General features: G+C 45.8%; 26 protein-coding genes and 1 tRNA gene. 4 read left to right on the top strand and 23 right to left on the bottom strand.

Annotated features, from left to right (window positions below; genetic code table 11):
- Window positions 1-13 precede the first annotated feature (13 nt).
- Window positions 14-310, top strand: coding sequence for a hypothetical protein (locus H065_RS0114945; RefSeq protein ID WP_017813889.1), 297 nt, complete (start codon window positions 14-16; stop codon window positions 308-310).
- A gap of 235 nt (window positions 311-545) precedes the next feature.
- Here the strand turns inward: H065_RS0114945 and H065_RS0114940 are convergent, their stop codons facing one another.
- The 4 genes from H065_RS0114940 to H065_RS0114925 all read right to left on the bottom strand — a co-directional run bounded on the left by H065_RS0114940 (window position 546) and on the right by H065_RS0114925 (window position 3,014).
- Window positions 546-1,382, bottom strand: coding sequence for a formate/nitrite transporter family protein (locus H065_RS0114940; RefSeq protein ID WP_017813888.1), 837 nt, complete (start codon window positions 1,380-1,382; stop codon window positions 546-548).
- A 234-nt stretch (window positions 1,383-1,616) separates the two neighbouring features.
- Window positions 1,617-2,054, bottom strand: a complete 438-nt coding sequence (locus H065_RS0114935; RefSeq protein WP_238557966.1) for a WapI family immunity protein — start codon at window positions 2,052-2,054, stop codon at window positions 1,617-1,619.
- 88 nt (window positions 2,055-2,142) lie between these two features.
- Window positions 2,143-2,433, bottom strand: a complete 291-nt coding sequence (locus H065_RS0114930; RefSeq protein WP_017813886.1) for a barstar family protein — start codon at window positions 2,431-2,433, stop codon at window positions 2,143-2,145.
- A 137-nt stretch (window positions 2,434-2,570) separates the two neighbouring features.
- Window positions 2,571-3,014, bottom strand: a complete 444-nt coding sequence (locus tag H065_RS0114925) for a ribonuclease (protein WP_017813885.1) — start codon at window positions 3,012-3,014, stop codon at window positions 2,571-2,573.
- Between the two features lie 347 nt (window positions 3,015-3,361).
- Here H065_RS0114925 and H065_RS0114920 point away from each other — a divergent pair, with 347 nt between their 5' ends.
- Complete coding sequence (locus H065_RS0114920) at window positions 3,362-4,090, top strand: superoxide dismutase family protein (protein ID WP_017813884.1); 729 nt, start codon at window positions 3,362-3,364, stop codon at window positions 4,088-4,090.
- 126 nt (window positions 4,091-4,216) lie between these two features.
- Here H065_RS0114920 and H065_RS0114915 read toward each other — a convergent pair whose 3' ends face one another.
- The 7 genes from H065_RS0114915 to H065_RS0114885 all read right to left on the bottom strand — a co-directional run bounded on the left by H065_RS0114915 (window position 4,217) and on the right by H065_RS0114885 (window position 11,711).
- Complete coding sequence (locus tag H065_RS0114915) at window positions 4,217-4,507, bottom strand: barstar family protein (RefSeq protein ID WP_026136257.1); 291 nt, start codon at window positions 4,505-4,507, stop codon at window positions 4,217-4,219.
- 630 nt (window positions 4,508-5,137) lie between these two features.
- Complete coding sequence (locus tag H065_RS0114910; protein ID WP_026136256.1) at window positions 5,138-6,253, bottom strand: glycerol dehydrogenase; 1,116 nt, start codon at window positions 6,251-6,253, stop codon at window positions 5,138-5,140.
- A 382-nt stretch (window positions 6,254-6,635) separates the two neighbouring features.
- A tRNA-Leu gene (locus H065_RS0114905) sits at window positions 6,636-6,719 on the bottom strand.
- A gap of 347 nt (window positions 6,720-7,066) precedes the next feature.
- Entirely contained in the window at window positions 7,067-7,816 is a 750-nt protein-coding gene (locus tag H065_RS0114900) for an HAD family hydrolase (protein WP_017813881.1), read from the bottom strand.
- A gap of 65 nt (window positions 7,817-7,881) precedes the next feature.
- Window positions 7,882-8,919, bottom strand: coding sequence for a zinc-dependent alcohol dehydrogenase (locus tag H065_RS0114895; RefSeq protein WP_017813880.1), 1,038 nt, complete (start codon window positions 8,917-8,919; stop codon window positions 7,882-7,884).
- A 16-nt stretch (window positions 8,920-8,935) separates the two neighbouring features.
- Window positions 8,936-10,177 (bottom strand): aspartate aminotransferase family protein, encoded by a 1,242-nt coding sequence (locus H065_RS0114890; RefSeq protein WP_017813879.1) that lies wholly within the window; start codon window positions 10,175-10,177, stop codon window positions 8,936-8,938.
- A gap of 334 nt (window positions 10,178-10,511) precedes the next feature.
- Entirely contained in the window at window positions 10,512-11,711 is a 1,200-nt protein-coding gene (locus H065_RS0114885; RefSeq protein ID WP_026136254.1) for an MFS transporter, read from the bottom strand.
- 122 nt (window positions 11,712-11,833) lie between these two features.
- Here H065_RS0114885 and H065_RS0114880 point away from each other — a divergent pair, with 122 nt between their 5' ends.
- Window positions 11,834-12,481: a DUF1349 domain-containing protein gene (locus H065_RS0114880; protein WP_051058733.1), complete on the top strand. Its 648-nt coding sequence runs from the start codon at window positions 11,834-11,836 to the stop codon at window positions 12,479-12,481.
- 926 nt (window positions 12,482-13,407) lie between these two features.
- Window positions 13,408-13,884 (top strand): YhjD family protein, encoded by a 477-nt coding sequence (locus H065_RS26015; protein WP_017813876.1) that lies wholly within the window; start codon window positions 13,408-13,410, stop codon window positions 13,882-13,884.
- A 196-nt stretch (window positions 13,885-14,080) separates the two neighbouring features.
- Here H065_RS26015 and H065_RS0114870 read toward each other — a convergent pair whose 3' ends face one another.
- The 12 genes from H065_RS0114870 to H065_RS0114815 all read right to left on the bottom strand — a co-directional run bounded on the left by H065_RS0114870 (window position 14,081) and on the right by H065_RS0114815 (window position 25,272).
- On the bottom strand, window positions 14,081-14,326 hold the full coding sequence (locus H065_RS0114870; protein WP_026136252.1) for a hypothetical protein: 246 nt from the start codon (window positions 14,324-14,326) through the stop codon (window positions 14,081-14,083).
- A 112-nt stretch (window positions 14,327-14,438) separates the two neighbouring features.
- Window positions 14,439-14,768: a hypothetical protein gene (locus H065_RS0114865; protein ID WP_017813874.1), complete on the bottom strand. Its 330-nt coding sequence runs from the start codon at window positions 14,766-14,768 to the stop codon at window positions 14,439-14,441.
- Window positions 14,769-14,970: 202 nt separating this feature from the next.
- A complete protein-coding gene (locus H065_RS0114860; RefSeq protein WP_017813873.1) occupies window positions 14,971-15,540 on the bottom strand; it encodes a xanthine phosphoribosyltransferase in 570 nt (189 codons plus the stop codon).
- A gap of 279 nt (window positions 15,541-15,819) precedes the next feature.
- A complete protein-coding gene (locus tag H065_RS0114855; protein ID WP_017813872.1) occupies window positions 15,820-16,998 on the bottom strand; it encodes a glycosyltransferase family 4 protein in 1,179 nt (392 codons plus the stop codon).
- Between the two features lie 235 nt (window positions 16,999-17,233).
- Window positions 17,234-18,055 carry a Cof-type HAD-IIB family hydrolase gene (locus tag H065_RS0114850; protein ID WP_017813871.1) on the bottom strand — a complete coding sequence of 274 codons (822 nt, stop codon included), beginning with the start codon at window positions 18,053-18,055 and terminating at the stop codon, window positions 17,234-17,236.
- Between the two features lie 49 nt (window positions 18,056-18,104).
- On the bottom strand, window positions 18,105-18,866 hold the full coding sequence (locus tag H065_RS0114845) for a pseudouridine synthase (RefSeq protein WP_017813870.1): 762 nt from the start codon (window positions 18,864-18,866) through the stop codon (window positions 18,105-18,107).
- Between the two features lie 3 nt (window positions 18,867-18,869).
- Window positions 18,870-20,531, bottom strand: a complete 1,662-nt coding sequence (locus H065_RS0114840; protein ID WP_017813869.1) for an RsmB/NOP family class I SAM-dependent RNA methyltransferase — start codon at window positions 20,529-20,531, stop codon at window positions 18,870-18,872.
- Window positions 20,532-20,752: 221 nt separating this feature from the next.
- A complete protein-coding gene (locus tag H065_RS0114835) occupies window positions 20,753-21,226 on the bottom strand; it encodes a DUF309 domain-containing protein (RefSeq protein WP_017813868.1) in 474 nt (157 codons plus the stop codon).
- Window positions 21,216-22,034, bottom strand: coding sequence for a GTP diphosphokinase (gene yjbM / locus H065_RS0114830; protein WP_017813867.1), 819 nt, complete (start codon window positions 22,032-22,034; stop codon window positions 21,216-21,218). Before yjbM ends, H065_RS0114835 begins: the two co-directional genes overlap by 11 nt.
- Window positions 22,035-22,094: 60 nt before the next feature.
- Window positions 22,095-23,189, bottom strand: a complete 1,095-nt coding sequence (locus H065_RS0114825; protein WP_017813866.1) for a quinone-dependent dihydroorotate dehydrogenase — start codon at window positions 23,187-23,189, stop codon at window positions 22,095-22,097.
- Window positions 23,190-23,391: 202 nt separating this feature from the next.
- Window positions 23,392-24,807, bottom strand: coding sequence for a L,D-transpeptidase (locus tag H065_RS0114820; protein ID WP_017813865.1), 1,416 nt, complete (start codon window positions 24,805-24,807; stop codon window positions 23,392-23,394).
- Window positions 24,808-25,029: 222 nt separating this feature from the next.
- Window positions 25,030-25,272: a ferredoxin gene (locus tag H065_RS0114815; protein ID WP_017813864.1), complete on the bottom strand. Its 243-nt coding sequence runs from the start codon at window positions 25,270-25,272 to the stop codon at window positions 25,030-25,032.
- Between the last annotated feature and the right edge of the window lie 199 nt (window positions 25,273-25,471).

Below are 25,471 nucleotides of genomic sequence, written 5' to 3'. Positions count from 1 at the left end.
GACAGAACATGCTATGAAAAGATTAGCCATACTCAGCAGATCCAAATTCTCTATACTGCTCATTATCTGTGTACTATTTATTTCTATTTGTGTACTTTCATCCTCTACTGTCTCTGCCAGCCGTATCAATACATCTACGCAAGATCGTCTGAAGCAGCAATACAATCTGGATCAATCCCATCCGAATAACGATAACAACAACTCTGCTTTTTGGAATGTGTCAGGTGACTGGGGATATAGTTATATGGCGCAGGATAAAGATGCATACTGGTTACGACTGGGCTGGGTACTGTGGACATCTATACAATAATTAGACCTGTTCGGGTTTTACCTTGAACTATAGTTAATCGAAAACTCTCAAGATTAGTGTCCCTTCTATAATAATAGAAATAACAAGCCGGTATGATGCGATTAGCTGCCGATCATCATAATGCCATTCCTGCGAAAATACAAACAGCGTACAGATTCACGTTATGCTACGTGTATCTCTGTACGCTGTTTGTATTTTCGTATTCATTTTAATTTATTTTTTCTGTAAATGTTACTTATACTGCGCTTTTCTGAGCTGGAGTCTCGGTTTTTGCTTTAGTTGCATTTGCCTGTTTTTGACGACGAACCGGCGAAATGAACCAGTATGCCATTCCCACAAATACAGCACCACCTACAATATTACCAAGCGTTACCGGAATCATATTGTGCACCCAGCCTGCTACCGTAATTGTATCCGGGTGACCAGGCAGCAGCAGTGCAGTTGTGAGCAGCGTCATATTTGCTACACTATGCTCATAACCACTGGCGATAAAGGCATACAGACACCACCAGATCAGGACCAGCTTGGAAATGTCGTCTTTGGCACGAGCAGCCATCCAGATCGCCAGACAGACTAGCCAGTTACAGAGAATACCACGGAAGAATAGCATCGAGACTGGCAGAGACATTTTGGCAGCTGCCGCTTTGAAAATGAGATGATCCGCACCAATCTGTTGGAACAATCCGGTACCATATACAAGCAGGCTCAGGACGATCGCCCCGACCAGATTACCGATAAATACGAGCACCCAGTTCTTGCCCAGATCGCCCATCGTAGTGCGCCGAGCCAGTGTACTCATCGTGAAAAACATATTATTACCTGTGAACAGCTCGGAACCTGCGAAAATTACGAGTGTCAGAGCAATACCGAACGACATCCCCATTACAATAGATTGCAGCGGCGAATGAATCGCTGCCAGTGGTGCACCGATAGAGAAAATCAGAATAATCCCGATCCCCACATAAGCCCCAGCCAACATTGCAGATGCAAAGTAACGCACAATACTTTCATTCATTTTTTCTTTTTTCTTCACGGCAGTTTCTATAATATTCTGTACGCCTTCAGTAAACATATCCATTCCCCCTGAAATTGCTTGTTCTCGTCGAAATATTTCACTTTTTAAATTAAAAATGAACTGTTTCTTTTTTGATTATACAAATTCCTTAGGTATATGGATGTGATATATATCACCTATTGTGAAATTTTTCACTTAATTATGATAAAAAAGAGCTTTTCTCCTATTATCGCTCTTTTTCACCTGTATATTCCTAGCTGAATTTCTTTAAAACCAAACTCTAATATCACACTATCTCGCTACTCTCTGAGGAAATTGCTGTAACATATAATCGATGCTTGAGACTATAGAATGTAAATCTGCATATGTAAGTTTAAAAGTAAATGTTGCCTCCCCATATGCTTCAGAATTATTCATAATAGAAACAGGATAGGCAGCATGACTTAATGTCAATTCGAGAACCTGCTGCTCGGTATAGTTCCATTCCATCTCGGGTTCTATAAAATACAAAGTAGTATATAAACTTCTTTCTATTAATAAAGAAGCAAACCACCTACGCATGGTCTGCAATTCTGTTGTCATTAAATAGGGAGCTTCCTGCGACCATACTGTTCCATTGTCGGTCTGAATATGCAGTGAAACCATCAGCCAATCATCATAAAAATCTTCTGCTTCCTCATATTGATAGCCGTTAATTTGAAATTGAATCTGTATTTGATTATTCTTCAAAATCATTTGCTATTATTGGCTCCTTTGTAACCTATATAGTATAGTCAAAGTTTGACTATTATCGTGTCCACGAATACATCGATAGGATTTATCGATCCGGTACATCATCCTCTACTACGACACGGAACCCGGTCCCTTCCTCTTGCACCTCTTCCAGCAGACTTCGTACCCGCTCTGCCTGATCACCCATCCGGTCATGGCTAATTCCATAATTCACCCAACGCAGTTCCAGCGGCAGTTCAATCATTCCGGTCAGACAGTCCCACAGGGCATCAAGATTGCCGCCATAAAATTCGGGTAATTCCAGCTTGCTCTTCAGCTGCTCATGCAGTTCCTGAATAGTCGAGAAATCTTCTCCGTTGATCCATACTGTTCTCATATTTTAGGCCTCCCTTTTATCTATTATGTAATAGATATCCTTCTTTTATGTATACGATTATAACATTACTGTACCGTCATTCTGCATCCTCGCAGCAACGCCGGATCGCAGGATGACGGTACAGTGTTGAGGATTCCTTATTTCATACGCGTGAAGCTAGCATAATGATCTGTCGTTTTGTAGATCAGTCCATCACTGGAGTACAGAATACGGTCCGAATTGCGGAAGCCCGATACATAGTTGATATCCGCCTCACGCCATGTGCGTCCGCTTGCTGTAGGCAACAGACCTTCGCGGTTGCTGAACACATCGCCGCCGATGCTTTTCCCTGGAGCTACTTCAGCCAGATTACCTTTGGAAGACACCCAACCCAGTGAACCTGCCTGGGATTTGGTAATAAAATTGCATGGTAATTTGCCGTTAGCAGACAGATAGTTAGCTACACCTGTAAAGGTGTTGATAATCGCACAGCTGGCAGCCGAAGCCTTTTGTGCCTGCAGAGCAGGTGTTGCCTGAGAACCGGTAAAGAAGACAACTGTCAACATCATAGCAAGTAGTGCAGTGGACCAGAACTTTTTCATACGTACATCCTCCTATGTAGATCATAATGTTTGGGAATGTTTGCTACCTTAAAATAATAATTCATATTATAGGTAGCAAATACCCACTTCCCAGTTATAACATATCCATTTGGAGAAATCTTCAATTTTAATCACTATATTTGTAAAAATTTATATATATCACCTTTTAAGCAAAGGTTCATTGTATTTTATGTACTACATATTTAATACTCATTTCCTTACATATCCATTCTGAAATATTCAATAAATAATAAAACGTTTTCAATTCTACTGCTTCTGCATGTATATACAGGGTAAACATGAATAGAGTCTCATCTATTCCAATCATTCAGGGAGGGAACTATTATATGACCAAATCGTTTGGCAAAAAGCATCTGTTATTCTCGTTTTTGGGCGGTGCTGTATTTTTCTCGGGAATTACTTATGCTGCCGATATGCAGGTTACGCCTAACACGGAGCCACTGAATTTTTACATGAATGGTGAAGCGCGGCAGACTTCGGCTACTTTTGATAACCAGGGAACTATGGTACCACAATCATTTGTATATAGTGGGACGACATATGTTCCGATCCGACATATGAGTGAACTAATGGGACATAGTATTTACTGGGATAGTCCTACATCAACCATCTCGGTAGGTCAGCCGGTAGTACAGATGATGGACGCGAAAGGGAAATCGATTGGTACGATTACTTTGACCCAACAGGAAGACGGTGTACTTGCACAGATTAATGTCTCTAACCTTCCGGCAGGCAAGCACGGGTTCCATGTCCATCAATCGCCAATCAAAAATAATGACTTTGCTACCGCCGGTTCCCATTTCAATCCGGCAGGTAAGGAACATGGTCATCTTAATCCAAGTGGCCTCCATCTAGGCGATTTTCAGAATCTGGAAGTAGCAGCCGATGGTACGGCCAAAGTAGAAATGAAGCTTGCAGACGCCAGCCTGACCAAGGGTGATGAGCATTCTATTCTGGGTGCATCCTTGATTATTCATGCCGATGAAGACGACCAGAAAAGCGATCCTTCCGGCAATTCCGGTGATCGCATTGCCGGTGGCAATATTCCGCAGTAACGATAGGTTCTGTCCATACATGAACAAACAAAAAGCTGCACCCGGCCATCGCCAGTGTGCAGCTTATTTATATCTGTTACCGGTTCACTTCTCCGATCAACAGGAGTATTATTCCGCTCTCTATCCTTATAGCATGACCGCATCACTCTGGAGCCATACCCGGAAGCCATTGCCTTCTCCCTGCACTTCTTCCATTAGATCCAATACCTGTTCGGCATATGGACCCAGCAGTTCGCGGCTACGTTCATAGTTGAGCCACTCGATCTGAAGCGGCAGCTCTACACCACCGGTCAGACTGTCCCACAGCGCATCCAGATTGCCACCATAATGATCCGGCAGATCCAGCACCTGTTGAAGCGTGCGGTGCAGCTCTTCAATCGTCGAGAAATCTTCACCGTTTAAAATCACTGTTTTCATATACACTCTCATTATCCACACCTTACCTTGTTCAACATTTACAATACCATTCCTGCTGTTCTTGTCGGCATCCTAACGTGAACCTGTACTTTCGGAAGCCTCCTGATATCCGGCTCCTTGATCTGGGTCTGAGCGACACTTGGAGATCTGAAGCAGCTTGACAATATGCGGCGTCTGCAGGGTCTGGATTCTTATCCGGACAGCTACCGTGCATATTATCAGCTATACAGTTATCTCTCTACCTTTATAACATATTCCTTTTGTAAAAGAACCTTATTTATAGCGGATTTTTGTAAAAATTCATAATAAGGAGCATGCAGGTATTTTTGCAGATTGTCTCTCGCCAGATTCTGTATATATAGAGCCGATGCCAAAAGATTGCTTTTGATTCTTTTCCGGGCTCTTTTCGAGTATGTACAGAGTCACTCCCAAGGTACAAGACTACCAGAAAGCAAGCCAGTTGGGAAGCAGAATCTGCAGCAAGATCAGGATATTTTCCGCAGAATAACATGCATGATTCCATCTGCTATAATCTATTCGTTGTTAGGGTAAAAGAACCTGCCGGTTGATAATCACCGGCAGGTTCCTGAAGAAGCCTGACTGCATTGAAATATATAAGATTCGCTGTGATTACAGTCCTTTTTTGGCTTTGTATGCGTGAGAGTATTGATCCGCTGCGATAATAGCATCCTTGACGTCATCTGCTGTCACTTTGAATGGCAGATTATGCGATGTCTCACCGGGCTTGGTCGCTGCCTGTGCTACACGGTACAGATCTTCATCAGATACGTTAGCGATTTTGAGGTCTTCCAGCGTAACTGGGAGCTCCAGACTAATATAAAATGCGATATAACGCTCAATCTCCTGAATAGGGCGTTTCTCGAGCGCCAATTGAGTCAATGTACCAAAAGCCACTTTCTCCCCATGTGTCATATGGTGAATATCACCTTCGAGTACAGTGAAGCCGTTATGAATCGCATGCGCTCCTGCCAGACCACCACTTTCAAAGCCCAGACCACTTAGCAATGTATTCGCTTCTACGACTGCTTCTACCGCTGGTGTTACTACTTTACGCTGTACCGACTCATAAGCCAGCAGACCAAAGTCAAACAGCGTCTCTTCACATTTACGTGCAATAGCTTCGGCAGCTAGAGTAGGCAATCCGCCAGCCATCGTTGTAGCCCGCGCTTCGATAACGGCACGTGCCTCTACCCAGGTTGCCAGTGCATCCGCAATACCGGAAGACAGGAAGCGTGGTGGTGCACTCGCGATAATCTTGGTATCTACCAGAATCAGATCCGGATTTTTATTATAAAATTTGTAACTTTCGAATATACCTTCATCCGAATAAATAACGGATAATGCGCTAGTTGGTGCATCTGTAGAAGCTGTAGTCGGAATGATCACAGTATAGCCGCCTAGGGTATCGCTGACTGCCTTGGCAGTATCCAGCGTTTTGCCGCCGCCTACTCCAATTACAATCGTTGCTTGGTTCTCCCGGCCAATCTCTACCAGACGATTGATCTCATTGGTCGATGCTTCGCCGTTGAAGACTGCTTTGACGTAGCTAACCGATGACTGATCCAGACTTTCCAGTACCTGGTTACCTGCAATATCCCATACAATATCATCGGCGATAACAATGGACTTATCTCCATTTAATGCTTTTACATATTCACCTGTTTTTTGGATAACATTTCTGCCTTGTACATATTTGCCGGGACTAATAAATACGCGTTCTGTCATGATCTGTTGCTCCTCTCCAACCTGTAGTGGATCATGTGCCTGATGCAGCAGCACATGAATGAAGACCATTGATCCGCTATGTACCCGTTCGTTCTGCCAATTTGCCGAGCCGGGTAAGAAATCAACATGAGCTTCTACCCGCTGTCTTTTGCATTTATGTGTTCTGAGCCTGTATACTCAGCTGGCTGGCCCGCATTGACATGGCTGGCTTTCGCGAATAAATAGGCTTCTATATCTATTCACCAGAAGTACCGGGCGCTTAACAGTCATTCCTTGTCGGATTTAAGAACGATATGGGTAAAATCATATTTCCCGTCTAATTCTAATATAATAAAAAGGCCTCATTCACTTAGGAATGAGACCTTTTCGAGTAAAAAATAGATGCGGTCGAGAGGACTCGAACCTCCACGGGGGTAAGCCCACACGGACCTGAACCGTGCGCGTCTGCCAATTCCGCCACGACCGCATAATGTAATGTTACCGTTCCATATTTCTATTTCCCGGCCACAAGAAATAGAATAGCATATTAGTTAGCAAGCGTCAAATTTTATTTTTCCTTCTATTAATATAGAGAAATATAATATACAGAAATATATAGAAAAATAGGAGACTAACTTGATAACAGATCCCATCCTGATGTAAATGCATAGGATCCAAACAATAACTCTTCCGTTTCCCTTCTCTTCATTCGTATACTTATCCCACTGTTGATTATTGCACTCTGCCCGATAAAGAATCGTCGGATGTTCTCTATCAGGCAGTCGCAATAACAGCATATATTATTCGGAATAGTGAATGATCAGGATAACCTGTTTATTTGGTAGCAGCGACCGGCAGCTGGTCACGTAGCTCCCATAACTCGGCATAACTATGAATAACCACATCCGCTTCGCCCAGATTCTGATTACCGGAACCTGGATTCTGATGTCCGATGCAGCGCATACCGGCAGACTTGGCAGCCCGCACACCGTTACGGGAATCTTCGATAACCATGCAGCGTTCTGGTGCTACACCCAGAATTTCGGCTGCTCGCAGGAAAATATCCGGTGCCGGTTTGCCATGTGCTACTTCTTCCCCGCTAATCATTCCCTCAAAAAAGCGGCGGATATCCAGTCTTTCCAGAATCAATTCAATCAGTGCACGTGGAGATGATGAAGCAACCACCATCGGTATACCGGATTGCTTCAGCCAGTCCAGCCAATCCGTCAGACCGTTAAAAGGCTGCAGCTCTGGATGTTCACGAATCACATCCATGACATGCTTCACATGGAATTCCAGCATTTGCTCTACGGTACAATCGAGCAGATGCTTCTGCTGTACCTGTTCAAACATAGATGCCAGCGTCACACCTACGTACGTATGATGCTCTTCTTCTTCCACATTGGCACCGAAGTGAATGAATGTACTTTTTTCGATTTCAAAATAGATCGGCTCGCTGTCAATCAGCACCCCGTCCATATCGAAAATAAAACCTTCTACCGGTTCACGCTGCCAATCAGTCGGCTCTATGCCAGCTGCAGAAGATACAACATTCACAGCAGCTTGGTTCGGGTTAATGGTCATCTTCATTCCTCCATTGCAAATAAAATAGTCTTCTCTACAAGCTTTTAACCATTATTCGGCAGCAATTAGCAGGATTGCAATACTACCTTAATCGCACTGGAGGATGAAGTAAGCGTACCATCATTAAGATCACAGCCCAGGGTCTGAAAAGCTTCTTTGTAGGATTCCAGCGGATACGTATGTGTAATCAGCCTACGCGCTGGTACCAATCCCTGTTCGATCATATAGTGAGCTGTAGCAAAAGTACCAAGTGAGTCGATAGAACCGATGATCTTGAGACTGCGATCCACGACTTCTTTGGGATTGAAGCTGCTCACTCCATCACGCAGACCTACCAACATTAGATAACCGCCATGAGCCAGATTGGACAAGATCTGCGTCCCTATTACACCTGTAGTATCCACTACCAGATCCACCTGATGATCCTCTGGTGATATAGCAGCGAGCGCTCCTTCAAAAGATGAATATGTAGTCCAGCGTTCCGGAGCAATCGAAGCTGCCAAACGCATCCGTTCTTCCGAAATATCAACGATACTGCCGGTAATTCCTTTGGAAGCCAGTGCATAGCTGTACAGCATTCCGATCGGACCGGCACCCAGAATGATCGTACGGAAATTGGGCAGCAGATTGATCTGGTTAATCCCAGTCAACATGCAGCTCAGCGGTTCGGTCATGGTCGCTTCCTCGTAGCTGACATGATCGGCAAGTTTGTACAGGAAGCGATCTTCGGTGACGTAATAATCGGTAAATGTACCGTCACTGCTTACGCCGGTCTCGGTTGTACTTTTGTGAAGACAGTGATTCTGTCGACCTGTACGGCACATGGAACATTGTCCGCAGTAATACGTCGGATCAATAACGACGCGATCTCCCGGCTGTAGCGTACTTACACGCGTTCCTACTTCTATCACTTCACCGGCAGATTCATGACCGAGAATAATAGAAGATTTGGCATGGTATTTGCCGCTAATAATTCCCAGATCCGTACCACAGACACCAGTCGCGTGAATACGCACCAGTACATCATGGTCGCCGGTAATCATCGGACGTGGTCTTTCTTCCAGTGCAACATCCCAGGCAGAACGATAGACAAGTGATAACATGATTAATCCTCCTTGGTTAACCCATTTTTTGTAGTACGCGTTCCAGACGGCCAACAATTTCCACAAGCTCATCTTCGGTCACAGTCAGTGATGGACGAACTTTGACCACATTACCGAATCCATAACGGGAACCACGGAGAATCAGATTCTCTTCCTTGAAGGCCATGTCGATAATGGCATTGGCTTTGCGGGAATCCGGCGCTCCATCTGCATCCTGAATTTCCAGTCCCCACATCAGACCGACGCCGCGTGCTTCACCGATCGTATCCGGATATAGTTCTGCGAGCGGATTTAGCAGATTGCCGAGCAGTTCGCCCTTGCTGCGTACACTTTCCAGGAATCCTGGAGCCGATACGACTTCCATTGTTGATTTGGCAGCGGTCAGCGAGATCATATTGCTGCCCGAGGTAAAGGAGTGCTCATGCTTTTCCAGCACATTCAGACGGGATTGCATCAGAACAGCAGCGACCGGTACACCGATTCCGCCGAGTCCTTTGGCCAGTGTAATAATATCCGGCTTGATATCGAACAGCGTACTCGCGAACATCTCCCCGGTACGACCCACGCCCGTCTGCACTTCATCGGCAATCAGGATCATCTCATGTTCATCGCACAGTTTACGCAGCTGCTTGAAGTATTCCATTGGTGGAATAATATTGCCGCCATTGCCCAGAATCGGTTCGATAATCATGCAGGCTGTAGAGCCGGAACCGCCAAATTCCAATTGATCGGACAATGCTTCGATACATTGCATCGCACAATGATCCGGATCGCTCTGGAACGGACATCTGTAGCAATAAGGTACAGGTACATGCAGCGAATTGGGTACAGAGGAATTTGGGAATCCTTTGCGACGGAATGCATTCCCCGATATACCTGTTGCAAACTGGGTTTGTCCATGATGGGAATAGAACAGACTGACAATATCCGTATCACCGGTATATTTTTGTGCAATTTTGGTTGCACATTCATTGGCTGTTGAACCGGTAATATCACGCATCCAGCCTGCATCAATGCCATTTGGCGCTTCCTGCAGCAACAGGGACAGTACTTCATCTACATATGGTTCGGTAAATGACGAGGACATATGTGTCAGATTCCCTACCTGCTCCTGTATTTTCTCAACAACATACGGGTGATTGTACCCCAGTGACAGGTTAAACGTACCGGACACACCGTCCAGATATTCGTTTCCTGCATCATCAATTAAACGGATTCCTTTTCCAATCGAAAATCGGCTTTCAGTAGTAGTTGACATGTATAATCCCTCCGGATAAATGTAATTGCAATCGGATCTGGGCAACGCTAGTCATGCGATTCTTTGATCAAGGAAATTGTTAACTGGTTGTTAAAAGAAAATAATTTAGATAGATCGATCTATAGATAGTGGAACTATCCGATAGACAGATCTGTCAGGACAACTACGCCAGACATGCTATTGCCATGGACTCCTACCCTTGTGCTGGAAAAGCAGGCATCACCTCCTTTGCAGAAATAGATGATAGATATCAATCTGCAGCATGTTTTATTTATCATCGAACCCATTTATGGACGGTACGCATCCACGCTGTATTTAGAAATAAGGCCGATCATTAATATTTAGACTCGATACCCGCACGCAGAGACGAATCCGCTGACTTGAGCTGCTGTACAATAATGATACTGATCAGCAGAATCAGTGCGAATAGAGCGAAGATCCATAGTGTCGGTCCAAATGACCAGCGATCCATACTCCAGCCAATCACATACTGCAGAACCGAACCTCCGATTCCTCCCGCAGCAATCAGTGTACTGGTCGTGCGCTCCACCATACCCGGCATCAGCGTATTTGCAAATACCAGCCCAATCGAGAATAGCCCGGATATGAACAACCCGACTCCGAAGATCAGCAGATACATCATAATCGGACTGGTAAACAATGCCAGAGCACTGATCAGTACCATGGAACCGAGCGCACTGCCAATCAGGAAAGGCACATAACTCATCGTCTCGGCCATGCGTCCGACAAATAATCTGCCGATCGTAATCGCACCCCAGAAAAAGGTTACGCTGAGTGACGCTGCCGAATCGCTGATCGAGATACTTTCAATCAGAATAGATGGCAGGAAGTTCATCATCCCCAGCTCGATTCCCATATAGACAAAGAAGAACAGTACAAAAATGGAAAGCAGTTTCAGCTGGGCACCGGTATAACGCGGCTTGCCAGCAGAAGCTCCAGTATCTTTTTGCTGATCCTGATGCAAATGTGCCGAACTATCCGCCGGCATACGCAGCCAGAACAGCAGCAGGACAAAGGTCGCCAGCGCTACCGTATAAAATGACAGGTTCCAGACATTCAGATAGATGTACAGGCTGGCAAGTGCAGGCAGCAGCATCGAACCGACGCCAAAATATACATCCAGCTTGGTCATAGCTACTGCTTTTTGCTCCTCTGCAAATTCAATTGTGAATGCACCGATAGAAGATTCGATAATCCCGGAGCCAAAGCCTACGAATATGGTCATAACTACCATTAATGCCCAGGATGGCATCGTACCCATGACGGTATAAGCAATTGTAATAGCGGCAATAGCGACGATAAGCAGTCTTTTGCGTCCAATTCCGGCAGAGAGCGATGGCGAGATTAATACTCCTGCCAGAAATCCGATAAATTGCAGAAAAAGAAGTGTACCTCCATCGCTATAATCCCGCCCATAATGAGGCAGAATGACCGGCAGCAGTGCCCCCAGCATAACGCTGGTAATTCCTATCAAAAAGTAAAAGGCACAGCTTAGTCTGAAAATCCGTTTCATAATCTCATCACCCTTCCAAAAATATCTTGATGAACTTGATATTTCCATTTTATTTACACATAATGAACTAGCGAACAGCGTCTATGCGGCTGTTCCCCATTTTATCCAGTAAAGGAGTAGGTATGATGATGAAAAACGTATTGGAAAATTTCACAGGACAGACCATTGATGAACGATTGCAATGGCATTGCCCTCCCCAGGAATGGGAAGTCGCATCGGACAAACAGGTACTCTCGTTCAAACCTCTCGCAGAAACGGATTTCTGGCAAAAGACCCATTATGGATTTCGGGTCGATAACGGACACTTTTTGTTTGCAGAAGTGTCTGGTGATATGACAGTCACTACCAGAGTTCGTACATATCCGGTGCACCAGTATGATCAGGCCGGATTAATGATCCGCTTCTCCGAACACTGCTGGCTCAAAACTTCTGTTGAATTCGAGACTGAAGGTCATGCCAAACTCGGAGTCGTTGTAACCAATAATGGCTACTCTGACTGGTCGACCCAGAACTTCCAGGCTGGATTTACCGAGCTGCTGTTCAGAATTACACGAGTTGCAGGTGATTACACGGTCGAATATGCAGAACAAGAAGGCCACACTCCCGAATCAACAGAATGGCATCAGATACGAATCGCGCATCTATTTGACGATATAAGTGATCAGACTCCTTTCCAGTGCGGAGTATATGCATGCAGTCCTCAGGGATATGGTTGTCAGGTCGAGTTTGAATTTCTCCATATCGAGCGAACAGACAAAGCATCCAACTGAGGACACTATCCAAAATATATGTATAGTAATTGAATTATTTACAATAATTAACTATAGTTACTTTTATTATGACGGTCAATGTAAAATTTGCGTGACATTTTCAACATATAATCCCCTGCAAAAATACGATATATTGCAATTTGTTGAGGATATGGAACTTATATTTATCCATGTCACAATTTGGACAAAACCTTATTATTATGTACCTTGCCTGTTTCGCTTCAGAATCGATTGCAAATATGTCGTCTATTCCAAAAGATCTGTTTTTGTTGTCTAATTCATATATTTATTTACGTAATAACACTTTTAATACACTCTTCATACAAACAAAAAGCCCGTAATCATTCCGGAAATGAATCTGATCCGCATGATTACGGGCTTCTTCTGTTATGACTTGTTTTAATTTTTATTATGTAAAAATATGGAATTACGAATAAAAGAATAAATTTTATTAATTATGCGCATACGTTTGCACAATAAAAATAGGTAATTCGCTGTCCGATTCTACAAGAAATGCAAATCCTGAACAACTACTTTTCGTTAAAAATAACATTATCTTGATAAGAGATTTAAAATAGTTATTTACCCAAAATCAAATAGCCATTTTGTCCAGCTTGAAAAACTTCATCACTTTCAATTTCAGGTGTAAACATAACATTATGGAAGTGTTGAGAGAACAATTATAGTAACTGGCTGGTCGAAGAATCAATTGAATCCAGCCAGTTATCTTTCCCGAATCTACTGAATCTTTCTTCAAACAGGGTGCACTTTTTGATTATTTTCCATATATTTGATGTAATTGTTCTTCAAATTTATTTTTTGATTTATTTTCCGAAGAAAATGTCTGTTTATAACAACTTTCTCTTGCCAAATATCCCCATGTTCGCTACAATAAGAACATAAGTTCTCATAAGGTGGTGACATGAATGGCTGTCTTTTTATCTGAAGAAGAGCGTTCCCTCGTAAAAAGCTATCTGCTGCTTGTTTATATCCAAAAGAAATTTGATCATGACACACGTGCTCTCGAAGAAAGTGATCAACTCAGCGCCCCAGGGCTGTACCGTGAAGTCATCCGTAGTGCGGCTGACCGCGCCAACCTGCTGCTATCGGAGGTACGACGTGATCTGCGCAAGCAGAATCTACGCTTGTATGAAGTCAATCAATCCGAGAGTATCGTAGAAGCCCAGATCCTCTGCAAGGGCCATCATGGCACCTTCCAGCTTCCTTCGACAGAGTTTCGTCAGGAAGCTGCAGAGCGCATGCGTGCTTATCTGGGACTGACTCCAGCTGCTGAATCTTCTTCGGCCCCTGCTGATGACAGACCTGTTGCACCCTATAATCCCGCTCGTGTACGCGAACCTGCACGTTATTACGGCTATACGCCATATCGCACAGGAACCTGAGTATAGAAAGTACACGTTTATATCTATAAATAGAATCTATCCTTTACTATATATATCTGTCCCTTTTTATTATATGCGCTATCATGAACTGCGATGGATGCTGTACTCCAGCCGGTTCTTCCCTAATACACAAAAGCCATCTGCAGGACTTTAGGTCCAATACAGATGGCTTTTTATTTATAGGATTATGGTTAGGTTATTCCTGTTCGCTCTCTGGCGCTTGAGACGGCTCAAGTGGATCAATACGCGGATCTTTGGATGGCTGAATAATATAGCTGCGACTCAGCTTGGCGACATTACGATTCGGTCTACGAATCAGTACATGTTCATCATCCCAAGCGATCACTATACCGCGTACATCGTTCTCTCGTATACCATCACGTATGACACGGACTTTCTCTCCTGATTGACGGTATCCATCCAGTTCTTCTTCTGGCATCATTATTTTCACCTTCTTTATCTGCAATAATACTGTAATTTCCAAACTTCTACAAAAAAAGACCTAAATGATATCATTTAGGTCTGAATGCTTGTTGAATGACTTCCTGCTATGATTAGCGCTGTGCGTGTTCTTTGGAATCGTTTTTCTCGAACCAATAATCAAGCACTTTCGCGGACATCACACGCTCGTTCACGTACTCTACCTGGTGACCGGAGAATTGCGATTCCCAGTTAAAGTCCAGCTCCTGACACAGATTCACAATGGTCAGCAATTCAGACCATGCTACATAACGTTTGTACCAGAAAAACTGTGGATGTTCAATCATATAGGGATACAGGTCATCAAATTCAGTGTGCTTACAATCCAAAGCACGCTCGAAGTGTACTTTTGCGGCGGCCAGTTTATTGATAAAAAACTCTTCAGTGATCGGCTCTTTGCTCATTAGTCTGCCTCCCCTCCCTAACATATCTTTATTATAAGACATTAATACCCCATTTGAAAAGAGAATATCAAGTTTTCAGTTAAAGGATATCCCAAATTGTCAAGTTCATGTTATACCCTGGGGCCATACTTACACTATCGGCTATCAATGTCCATAAAATAAGATAAACCAAAATAAAAGGTTTAAACACAAGTTCCTTATATTAGGCGAAAGTGATTTTTCCTTCATCCAGCGAAGCAATCTTGACCAGCGACTCCAGACGGATACCCTGTTCACGAATCGATTGTGCTCCATTTTGGAAACTTTTCTCGATCACGATACCTACACCAACCAGTGTCGCCCCGGATCGCTGAATAATTTTGACCAATCCGCGAGCAGCATCTCCGTTCGCGATAATATCATCGATAAACAGAATGCGATCTTCGGCAGTAATAAACTGCTGGGACAATACAATATCCGTTACGATCCCTTTGGTAAAAGAAGGAACACGCTCGACCAGTGCATCCGGATCTGCAAGCAGTGTCTTTTTACGACGGGCAAATACAAGGGGAACCCCCAGCTCGTATGCTGTCGCAAAAGCTACGGGAATACCTGATGATTCCACGGTTACCACGCGGGTAATCTGCTCGGAGCGGTACAATTCTGCAAACTCCTGTCCCATACGCATCGTCAGCTGTGGATCTACCTGCTGATTCAGCAGTGCATCCAGCTTCAATACATCATGGGATAGTACGGTTGCTTCTGCCAAAATTCGTTGTTTGAGTTCTTCCATTAGTTGTCCTCCATCACTGGTATTCTGATGGCTTGTGCTGCCTCAGTATTCCGTTATCATTGTTGACTATTTGCCAGTTCAGCAGCAGATTTACTGCAATATACTTATTTATCGTAAATCTGCTGTCCTTGTCTTACGCATACAGCCGATTATATCATGCGTTAGGGTAATCTGTAGCATGGATTTAGTGTAATTATGCTCTCCCGGCAGCAAAAATGGCAAAGCAGGCAAAATTCCTGTTTCTTTTCCAGACTCTTACTACTACTCTTACTCTTATGTTCAATCGTTATCCGACTGCTGCATCGTTAGATCAGACACCGAATGAAATGGATTGTCTGTCAGGTATTCCAGGTACAGTCTTTTGAGCTCATTGACTACATGGGTGAGGGAATACTGATTTTTGGCTTTCTCCCAGCCGGTACGGGCCAGCTCGTAACGATACGAAGGATCATTGATTACTTTCTCCAGCGCATCGGCCAGCAGCTGTTCCTGATCCGGAGGTACCAGTAGGCCATTGACTCCGTCTTCGATCTGTTCGGCAATTCCGCCTACATTCGTTCCGACCAGAGCCAGCCAGCAGAGCGCAGCTTCGGCAAAGACGGAACCAAATGCTTCCGCCCGGGAAGGCAGCACGAAAATATCAAAAAACGGCATAAATTCTTCCGGATGAAGCGTATATCCATAGAAAATCGTATCTTCGTAAATATCCAGCTGCTGAGCCATCTGCTCCAGCTCGGTTCGGCTTGGTCCATCCCCGATAATATGCAGTACATAATTATGACCGCGCTGCTTGAGAATCGCACATGCTTTGAGCAGCGTATCGAGTCCTTTGGCAGGCACCAGACGACAGACGGTCATCAGCTGTGGTACTTCATTTTCGTGCGGCACAGGCTTAAAGCGTTTTTCATCGAATCCGTTCGGCAGCACCTCAATCCGCTCGGGGTACTCTACATAAGCAGACAGGTAGGATCGGAATGAATAAGACACGGTCATCAGACGATCTGTGCGATACTCCAGTTCCCGGTACAGGGAAGTGAGGAACTGCTGCTCCATACTGCCTTCGGCAATTTTGCCGTTTAGCAGCAGTTCGCGTTCATAACTGGAGTGTACAGTCTGCACAATAGGTGTCTCCGGGAACACCTCCCGCATAACCAGACCGACCAGCGGATGATGGGAGTGAATCAGATCATAGGGTTTATTCAGCCGCAGCTGCGCCCACCAGCGATAATCACGATAAGTCTGGATATATTTCTGAACGACAGGGCTTGCGCCATACTGCGTCCAATCGAACGTCTCAAAAACGACGTCATCCTTGCCCTTGTTGCGTATCCGTTTGGGTAAAGAGAAAATCTCCATCTCCCAGCGCGCAGAGCTAAAACGCTCCTGCAAATAGGGAATCATGGATGAGACGCCTCCCGGTTGCTCAGGAGGAAAAAATAGGGCCTGCAGCAATCTCAAGAATATTCCTCCTTTCCCATACTCGTCATTTTATTATATCAACATATCCATGCTGATCATCAAGTCTGACTCTATACTACAAGATTGTATCATGTATCGGAACAGACCAACATCATAAAACCGCTCAAATTCATGAGCGGCTTCTTGTGAAACGTTATACAGTTATTGCTATATCCAGGTACCGCGATCGGCGATCCAAAGGATATCAGCCGAATCTTCTAGGTTGCTCGTTGGATCAGCAGGTCACTCCGGCATATTTTTTCAGCATATAATAGACGCCATCGTCGTCATTGGACCTTGTAATTTCGTCAGCAGCCGCTTTGACTTCCAGCGGCGAATTATCTACCGCAATGCCAAGACCCGCATACTGCATCATCGACAAATCATTATAGTAGTTGCCGATCGCCATAATCTCTGCAGGTGCTATCCTGCGGCTCTCAGCTAGTACCTGTAGTGCGCCCCCTTTGGAAGCACCGGGATGCATCAGATCAATGAAGAATTCTCCACTTCGCAAAATATTAAATTCTGGCGTCCAGAGGTTCCACTCTTTATAAGCATCATCCAGCTGTTCTGGTGTAGCAAATGCACTTAATTTCAGCACGGGAGAGGACAGCTCTTCCCAAGCGGGCAGCAGCTGCGGCTTCAGCTCGAAGCTCTGGAATTTGGCATACATCTCCTGTGCCGCTGCCTGCATATTTTCAGGCGAATCGACATAGATCTCAAATGCTGTATTGATATCAAAGTGAATATGGTGCTGGCGACAGTAGTTCATATATTGATCCAGTGCCGCCGTATCCAGCGGAAACTCGTGAATTACTTTGCGGGTACCTGTATGCACGGTAGCTGCACCATTATGCACGATCACATAACCTTCCTCATGCAGTCCCAGCTGCTCCATATAAGGAATGGAGTTAACCGGAGTACGTCCGGTGCAAAATACAATCTCGGTTCCCTGCGCAGCTACTTCTTGAAGCGCTGCAGCCGTTCGGGGGGAGATCTCGTGGTTGCTGTCCAGCAGCGTGCCGTCCATATCCAGAGCAATTAATCGATAATTCATTGATCCACCTGCCTATTTGTCAAATGTAAAATGCGGAATAAATGATTGTTTATTGTGCTGTATCTTCTTTTCGGCCTATAGATTGCAGTTCGTCTGCTGTCAATTCGCGATACTCGCCAAGCGGCAGTGCAGGATCAAGCTCCAGCGCTCCCATGGAGAGGCGTTTCAGGTAAATGACCTTTTTGCCTACCGATTCGAACATCCGCTTGACCTGATGGAACTTGCCTTCGGAAATAGTGAGCTGAATCAGCGATACTGTACCTTCTGGTGAAGGCGTATGTTCCAGAATACGCAGTTCTGCCGGCAGAGTCTCGTATCCGTCATCCAGCGTAACTCCCAGACGGAAAGCCTCGATATCTTCGTCCGTCACTTCTCCCAGCACATTCGCTTCATAGGTTTTGGGCACATGTTTGCGCGGCGACAGCAGATCGTGAGCGAGCTGTCCATCATTGGTAATCAGCAGCAGCCCTTCGGTATCCTTGTCCAGACGCCCTACCGGAAAAGGCTGAAATACCTGATACTCTACATCCAGCAGATCCACTACCGTCCGGTCGCGCCGATCTTCGGTCGCCGAGATCACGCCTTGCGGCTTGTTCATCATCAGATAGATATACTCACGGTACATAATTGGTTCGCCGTCAAATTCGATGCGATCCTGATACGGATCAACCTGCAGTCCGCTGTCTTTGATTACTTTGTCATTAACGCTCACACGACCCTGTTTGGCTGCACGCTTCAATTCACTGCGTGTACCATAGCCAAGATTGCCCAGTATTTTATCCAGACGCTGCTTCTTTACGGGTGTACTCATAATTTAGATCCATCTCCATCCTGCCGGGTATTCGTTTTTGAGTGTGTCTCCCTGCTGCCATTTGCCCCAGCCTGCCGAGCAGCCGTCAATGCATACAAGTACATAGCCACGCGGCGATACACGTTCATCACATTCGATGCGTTCTGCCGGTACCGACAGTGTCTCGCCTTTGAGATAGGATATGGCTTCGGGAGAATCAGCACTCAGATTGAGTCTTCGTCTGGCCTCTGCAGGCATAAGTGCCGCCGCGAGCGCATGTCCAGGGGTAAATCGTCCATTTTTGCAGGAACCGAGATACCAGCCCGGGCGAATGACTTTGAGTCCCTGGAGACGATTCTCGTCAATCGGCGCCCGGTATAGATTCTGACCAAAGGTAATCATATTTTGTGTATTCCATTCTCCGTTGAGCTCTTGTCCGCTGAATTCCTTCCATAATTGCAAAGGTTCGATCTCTTCAGGTACCGGAGTGCGACTGCTGGAGGTAGTTCGTGACGATTTTGAGGATTGGCCTCTGGATTCTGTCAGGTTTCGGCGCTCTATCCGATCGGCGCGCCGTTCTGCTTTCTTATCGGTCCGCTGATCGGGTCTGGAAGCCATATGACGCTGCGGACGTTCTTTGTATGAGGTCGCTATCAACGGCGGCTCTGCAGGTACGTATTCGGGATCACGTACTGCCTGATGATCCAGTACAGCGATATAGTGACCTTCTCCCTCCAGCAGATGCGGCCATAGTCGTACAGTCCGCTCTGTCTGTGCAATGGACTTTTCGGATAGTGGTGTATATCCTTCTGCAGCGATAGCAGACAATACGGTATCTCCCTGCTGAATCTCCTGCTCTACCTGGTGTGCCCATTCACTGCGCCCAGGGCGGAAATGCTCTGCATGAGCAGGCAGGGTGACACTGAAGTCCGGATGCCGATCCAGAAATACAGCGATACTGCGTTCATTCTCCTCCGGTGCAAAGGTACAGGTGGAATATACAATCCGTCCGCCGGGTGCGAGCATCGTCGCTACCGTCTGCAAAATATCACGCTGCATAATGGAGCAGCGCTCAACAGAATGATTTAGCCACTGACGCGCAGCATCATCGTCTTTGCGGAACATGCCTTCTCCGGAGCAAGGAGCATCCACCAGAATCTTGTCAAAGAAGCCGCCAAATCGCGTAGCGATCGTATCTGGCGATTCATTGAGAATTACGGCATTGCGAACCCCGTATAACTCCATATTTTTGGCGAGTGCACGTGTACGTTCTGCACTAAGATCATTGGTGACCAGCAGACCCTGACCCTGCAGTGCTGCAGCGATCTGTGTAGACTTGCCACCCGGGGCAGCACACAGATCCAGTACTCGGTCACCGGGCTGCACATCCAGTGCTTCAACCGGACTCATCGCACTCGGCTCCTGTATATAATAGAGGCCTGCATAATAATATGGATGCTTGCCTGGACGTGCAGCAGCATCTACATAGTAACCGGTAGGACACCAAGGGATGGATCGCAGTTCGAACGGGGATTTCTCCTTAAACTGCTCATTTGAAATTTTCAATGTATTTACACGCAGTCCTGCACGTGGAGACTGCTCATAACTATCCATAAAAGACTGGAATTCATCACCAAGCAAATCCTGCATCCGCTGCACAAATTGCGGCGGTAATTGTACTGACATAAGATTATAGGCTCCTTCGAGGTAAATAACGTAGTGGTTTGGAACAAGCTATATTTTAGCATATTTCGTGCATCCTGCGGCGACAAAACAAAAAGCCTGCCCTAGATGGGCAAGCTTAACTGGGCAGGTGGCAAATGCATCAAATAGTACATATTTGTTTGTATTCTTATCTTTAATTTTAAGGCTATCTAATGTAAGTACTGCCAGTTGCCAATTTGGAGTCACTTGGCTTTGGGTCCGCGCTCGTATCCGGTACGCTGCGGAGTATTCACCGGAATCGTATGTGATGCTTCTTCGACAGCCTGACGCAGCTGTGGATCGACAATCTGGATATCCAGGTCATAAAAGGTAAACGGTTCCTCATCATAACGCTCCAGCTTTTGAATATACAGCTGCACATCATCCAGCAGCTTTTGCATATTAATCCCAAGCATCTGTGGAGGATATGGAGCCAGCTTGCGGTAGCTGCTTTGCAGCATTTTCAGGGCGCCGCTAAGCTTATTATACGTAGGATGAATCGTCCCATTACGGAAATGATACAGTCCGACTGCTACCTGAAGCAGCCCTTGATAGACAGGCTCTCTACCTTTATCCAGCCAGAGCTCTTCCAACACCTCATGACACTCAAAATAATCACGATCCCGGTTAAAATACACCAGATAAGCCACATACAGAGGTTCAAATTCAGTGCTCATGATTTTCCTCTTCAATCGTTCGTGAAGCAGCCTTGCGCATACGCTTGACATCATCCGCCAACTGACGCAATCCTTCAAAGTCCTTGTTTTGCCACAATGCATTGAACTTGTCCTGACTCTCGATTGCCTCTGTAATCATATGATGGAAATACAGACGATGAATATCGGTCAGTACTCGCTGTACAATGCTGGCATCATCTTCGAAGCTCCGCTGGGCATCCAGAATGTCCTCGCGAATACTGGACATTTCATTATCCAGAATCATCGCTGCTTCGGCTGCCGTTTTGAGTCGGTTGCGAATCGGTGTCGGCAGACTCTGACGGTATTTATAATTCAGGGAATGCTCAATCGTCGCCCAGAAATTCATCGCCAGTGTACGGATCTGAATCTCTGCCAGTACGATTTTTTGACCGAAGGCAGTCTGTACCGGATACTCGGCGATCATATGGAAGCTGCGGTAGCCGCTATCCTTGAAGTTGGTAATATAGTCTTTTTCATAAAGAACAGTCAGATCCTTGCGGGCACGAATATACTGTGCAACCCAGCGGATATCCTCCACAAACTGGCACATAATCCGGATGCCTGCGATATCCTCAATTCCTGTCTCAAGCTCAGTCATCGGAACGTCCAGACGTTTGGCTTTATCCAGAATGCTGGATATTTTTTTGACCCGTCCGGTGACAAACTCGATCGGTGCGTATTCTTCCCTCTTTTTGAGTTCGGCGCGCATAGTTTTGAATTTCACCTTTAATTCTTCAACCGCTTGTTCATAGGGAAGCAAGAATAATTCCCAGTCTCTGTCATCCATCTTCATGCCTCCTCAGTCTATGACCTCATTCTTTCGAATTTACATGTATTAGGGGGTGGATTAGCGGTGGTCTGCCCCAACCGCTTCCGAGATATGTGTGAAGCCGTCACGCTTCATAAGCTCACGGATACCGTTATGCAGCTCACGGGTCACCTGAGGACCTTCATAGATAAACGAAGTATAAATCTCTACCAAGCTCGATCCTGCCTTGATCTTGTCATAGGCATCCTGACTGGAGAAAATACCTCCACAGCCAATAATCGGTAGTTTGCCGCCAGTCTGGCGATAAACGCTGGCAATAATCTCGGTGGAACGCTCCGTCAATGGCCGTCCGCTGAGGCCGCCTGCCTGTCCCGCATCCGGATGGGTTAATCCTTCTCTCGACAGGGTCGTGTTCGTCGCAATCAGACCTGCTGCTCCACTGGACTGAATAGTATCTACCATGTATTCCAGTTCGGCACTGCTCACATCTGGTGCAATCTTCACCAACACAGGCTTGGCTGAACCATGCTGCTGCTCCTGATGCTTCATTTCTGCCATGACGGCAGCAAGCAGTTCCTTCAGCTCATTACCATGCTGGAGGTTGCGCAGATCCGGCGTATTCGGTGAACTGATATTAACCACAAAGAAATCAGCATACGGATACAGGGTACGAATACAGGATTCATAATCCGATGCTGCCTGCTCATTCGGCGTCACTTTATTTTTGCCGATATTCACAGCAATCGGAATCGGACGGGCATTCAGTTCCTGCAATCTTGCTGCCATTGCGTCTGCACCTTCGTTGTTGAATCCCATCCGGTTAACCAGCGCCCGATCAGATGGCAGACGAAACAGGCGTGGCTGTTCATTACCCGGCTGGGGCTGGGGTGTAACCGTGCCTACTTCCATAAATCCAAAACCCGATGCCGATAACCCGGGTACTGCCTGGGCATTTTTGTCCAGACCAGCTGCCAGACCGACAGGTCCGGGGAATGTAATCCCGAACAGCTCTGTCGTCATATCGGGTGTACTGGTAATGCCATACATCGAATTCATGGCTGCCAGCGTACCGGGAATACGCACGCCTGCGCCCAGTCCGCCGATTACAAGATGATGCGCTTTTTCCGGGTCCATCCGAAACAATACGGGTTTGAAAATGTTACGATATAACAAGTTGCATTCACTCCGTTCCTGGCATTGGCAAACCGCCTCGATGCGTATCCTGCAAGGCCTTGTCCGGCCAGCCTGCAGATTTGATCTCTATAACAGTTTATCCTGTTCCGGGTCAAAAGAAAAGCGATCTTCTCGTTTTAAGAAGACCGCTTCCCGATTGCTGTTTATGTTCATTCGTTGTACACGTTTGATAGCGGTTTATTTAATCCAGCCAGTGATAGATCGTATTCGGATCTGTCTGATTCTGACTTTTATTGGTCTCAAAACGCTTCTCCGGGACCCAGACCTTACCGGGCAGTACATCATTGGCAATAGTCACTTTGGTTCCAAGCGGTATCATATCGAATAACTCCTCTACATCCGCCTGATCCATCCTTACACAGCCAAGTGATTCATCCATCCCGATACTATCCGGTTCATTCGTACCGTGAATCGCATAGTGACTATCGGATAGCTGCATGCCACGACTGCCAAAATCCCCATCTGATTTGCCATTTGGATTCATGACTTTAATGGAAATGTTAAATGTACCTTCCGGTGTTCTTGCCCCGCCAAGTCCTACTTCATAGTTGCGCAGCAGTACCGATCCACTGGCTACAGCAAGACGATGCTTTTTCTTGTCTACGATAATCTCAAGCGGTTGCTTGAAATAAGGATGTCCACCCAGCGTAGAAGCCATAATTTGCGCGGCTTCGCTATCTTTACCTGCAGCTGCTTCAGCAGGCAGTTGGCCGCTGCTGTGCAGTGCTTTCAAAGCTGTAAAAGTCTGGTTCATCGTCTCTGTGCTGCCGGACAACCAGTTGCCCGGGAAATCCGCCTCCAATTGATGGGGCTGAGCAGGTAATGCTCCCTTGGCTGTTTGATAATGGGAAATAGCAGTTTGCATCGCAGCCAGCTGCTCCTGTTGCTGCATCCATGCTTTGGCTTCTTTTTGGTAGTGTCGCAGCTGTCCAGGCTTGCACTGGCAGTTTTTGGCATCATAGGATTGAACAAGGGTCTGTCCAGCATTATCGCCTTCTGCCAAAGTGTACATTACCGGCAGTTCGGGCTTCCAGAGCAGCCATTTATCTACCTTTTGCATACCCAGCACTACCGCTGTATCAGGTGCACTTCGCTGCGCCTGCTGCTTCATATAACGGGCAACCGCATCTCCTGTCTCGTCACTTCCATACGACAGTTCCATGGCTGTAAAGGCAAGAGGCGAATGAAAAAGAGGCTTTTCCTGCTGCGATTTATCCGTACCCACACTATTGGCAGTTACATCCGATTTATTGGGTTGATCCTTTGCCGCAAGCAGAGTCTGGTCATTTGGAGCAGCTACCGAGCGCATCATAATCAGGAACAGCAGAGCGACTCCCAGCAGACTATAGCGCCAGCGTCGTATTTTTTGTTCACGTTTATGAGCCATTTCCATAACTTTGGCTTCGTAATCCTTGAGTACATCCGCTGGTACTTTGCTATGTTCAAAAGCTTCGTAAATATCACCAGCCCGGTTATAACAGTAGTTGGCTTTGCCGACCTGTCCATCCGCCTCGTATTCTTTGCCCAGCAGGTACCAGCCCATCCGGTTATTCGGATGCATTTTGACATAGCGCTTCAAATACAGTAAGTTTTTCATTGATCCATCCCCGGAATGGCTTCCGACTCTCCCTTCTTTGGAATATCAGATTATGTATTATTCTCTGCACAGAGTATGCCTATTATCTTCTATATCGGACAATTCTGCTTATTTGGCATAGGGCTGGCGAATCAATTTAGATCGCATGATTTGCACAAAAAACGCCCTGTCCACCAACGCGGTGAACAGAGCGTTTGAGCAAAGCCATTTTCCCTAGAGAAATTAGGCTTCTTTGTTAAATGGAGCATCTTCGATATGAATCGAATCGGTAGGGCAGCCATCGCATGCATCCTGCATATCTTCGAACATATCGTCAGGGATAGCCATTACGCCGCGATTGTTGTCGCCATCGAAGATAACTTCAGCCAGACCTTCATCATCGTAATCATAAATGTCAGGTGCTGTAGCTCCACAAGCACCGCAAGCAATGCATGTATCCTTATCAACCCAAGTATATTTACTCATCTGTATTCCTCCTATCCATGCTTTCCAGTAGTCTTTATATCGGACCCCGGTCTGTACATATAAACAAAATATAATATAAACCTTCGAGAATTTCAAATGTATTACCAGCTGTTTTCCAATTATGAACATCTAATTGTTCTAAAATCAGAAGTGCGTCATGTTAAATTTTACCCTTTAAGCCGCCCAGCCAAACGATCGC

This window comes from Paenibacillus shenyangensis, from assembly GCF_000346635.1.
GTDB classification, from domain to species: Bacteria; Bacillota; Bacilli; order Paenibacillales; family Paenibacillaceae; genus Saccharibacillus; species Saccharibacillus dauci.
Note: the sequence above shows the minus strand (reverse complement) of the source record. Positions and strands in the feature narration are given on the sequence as shown.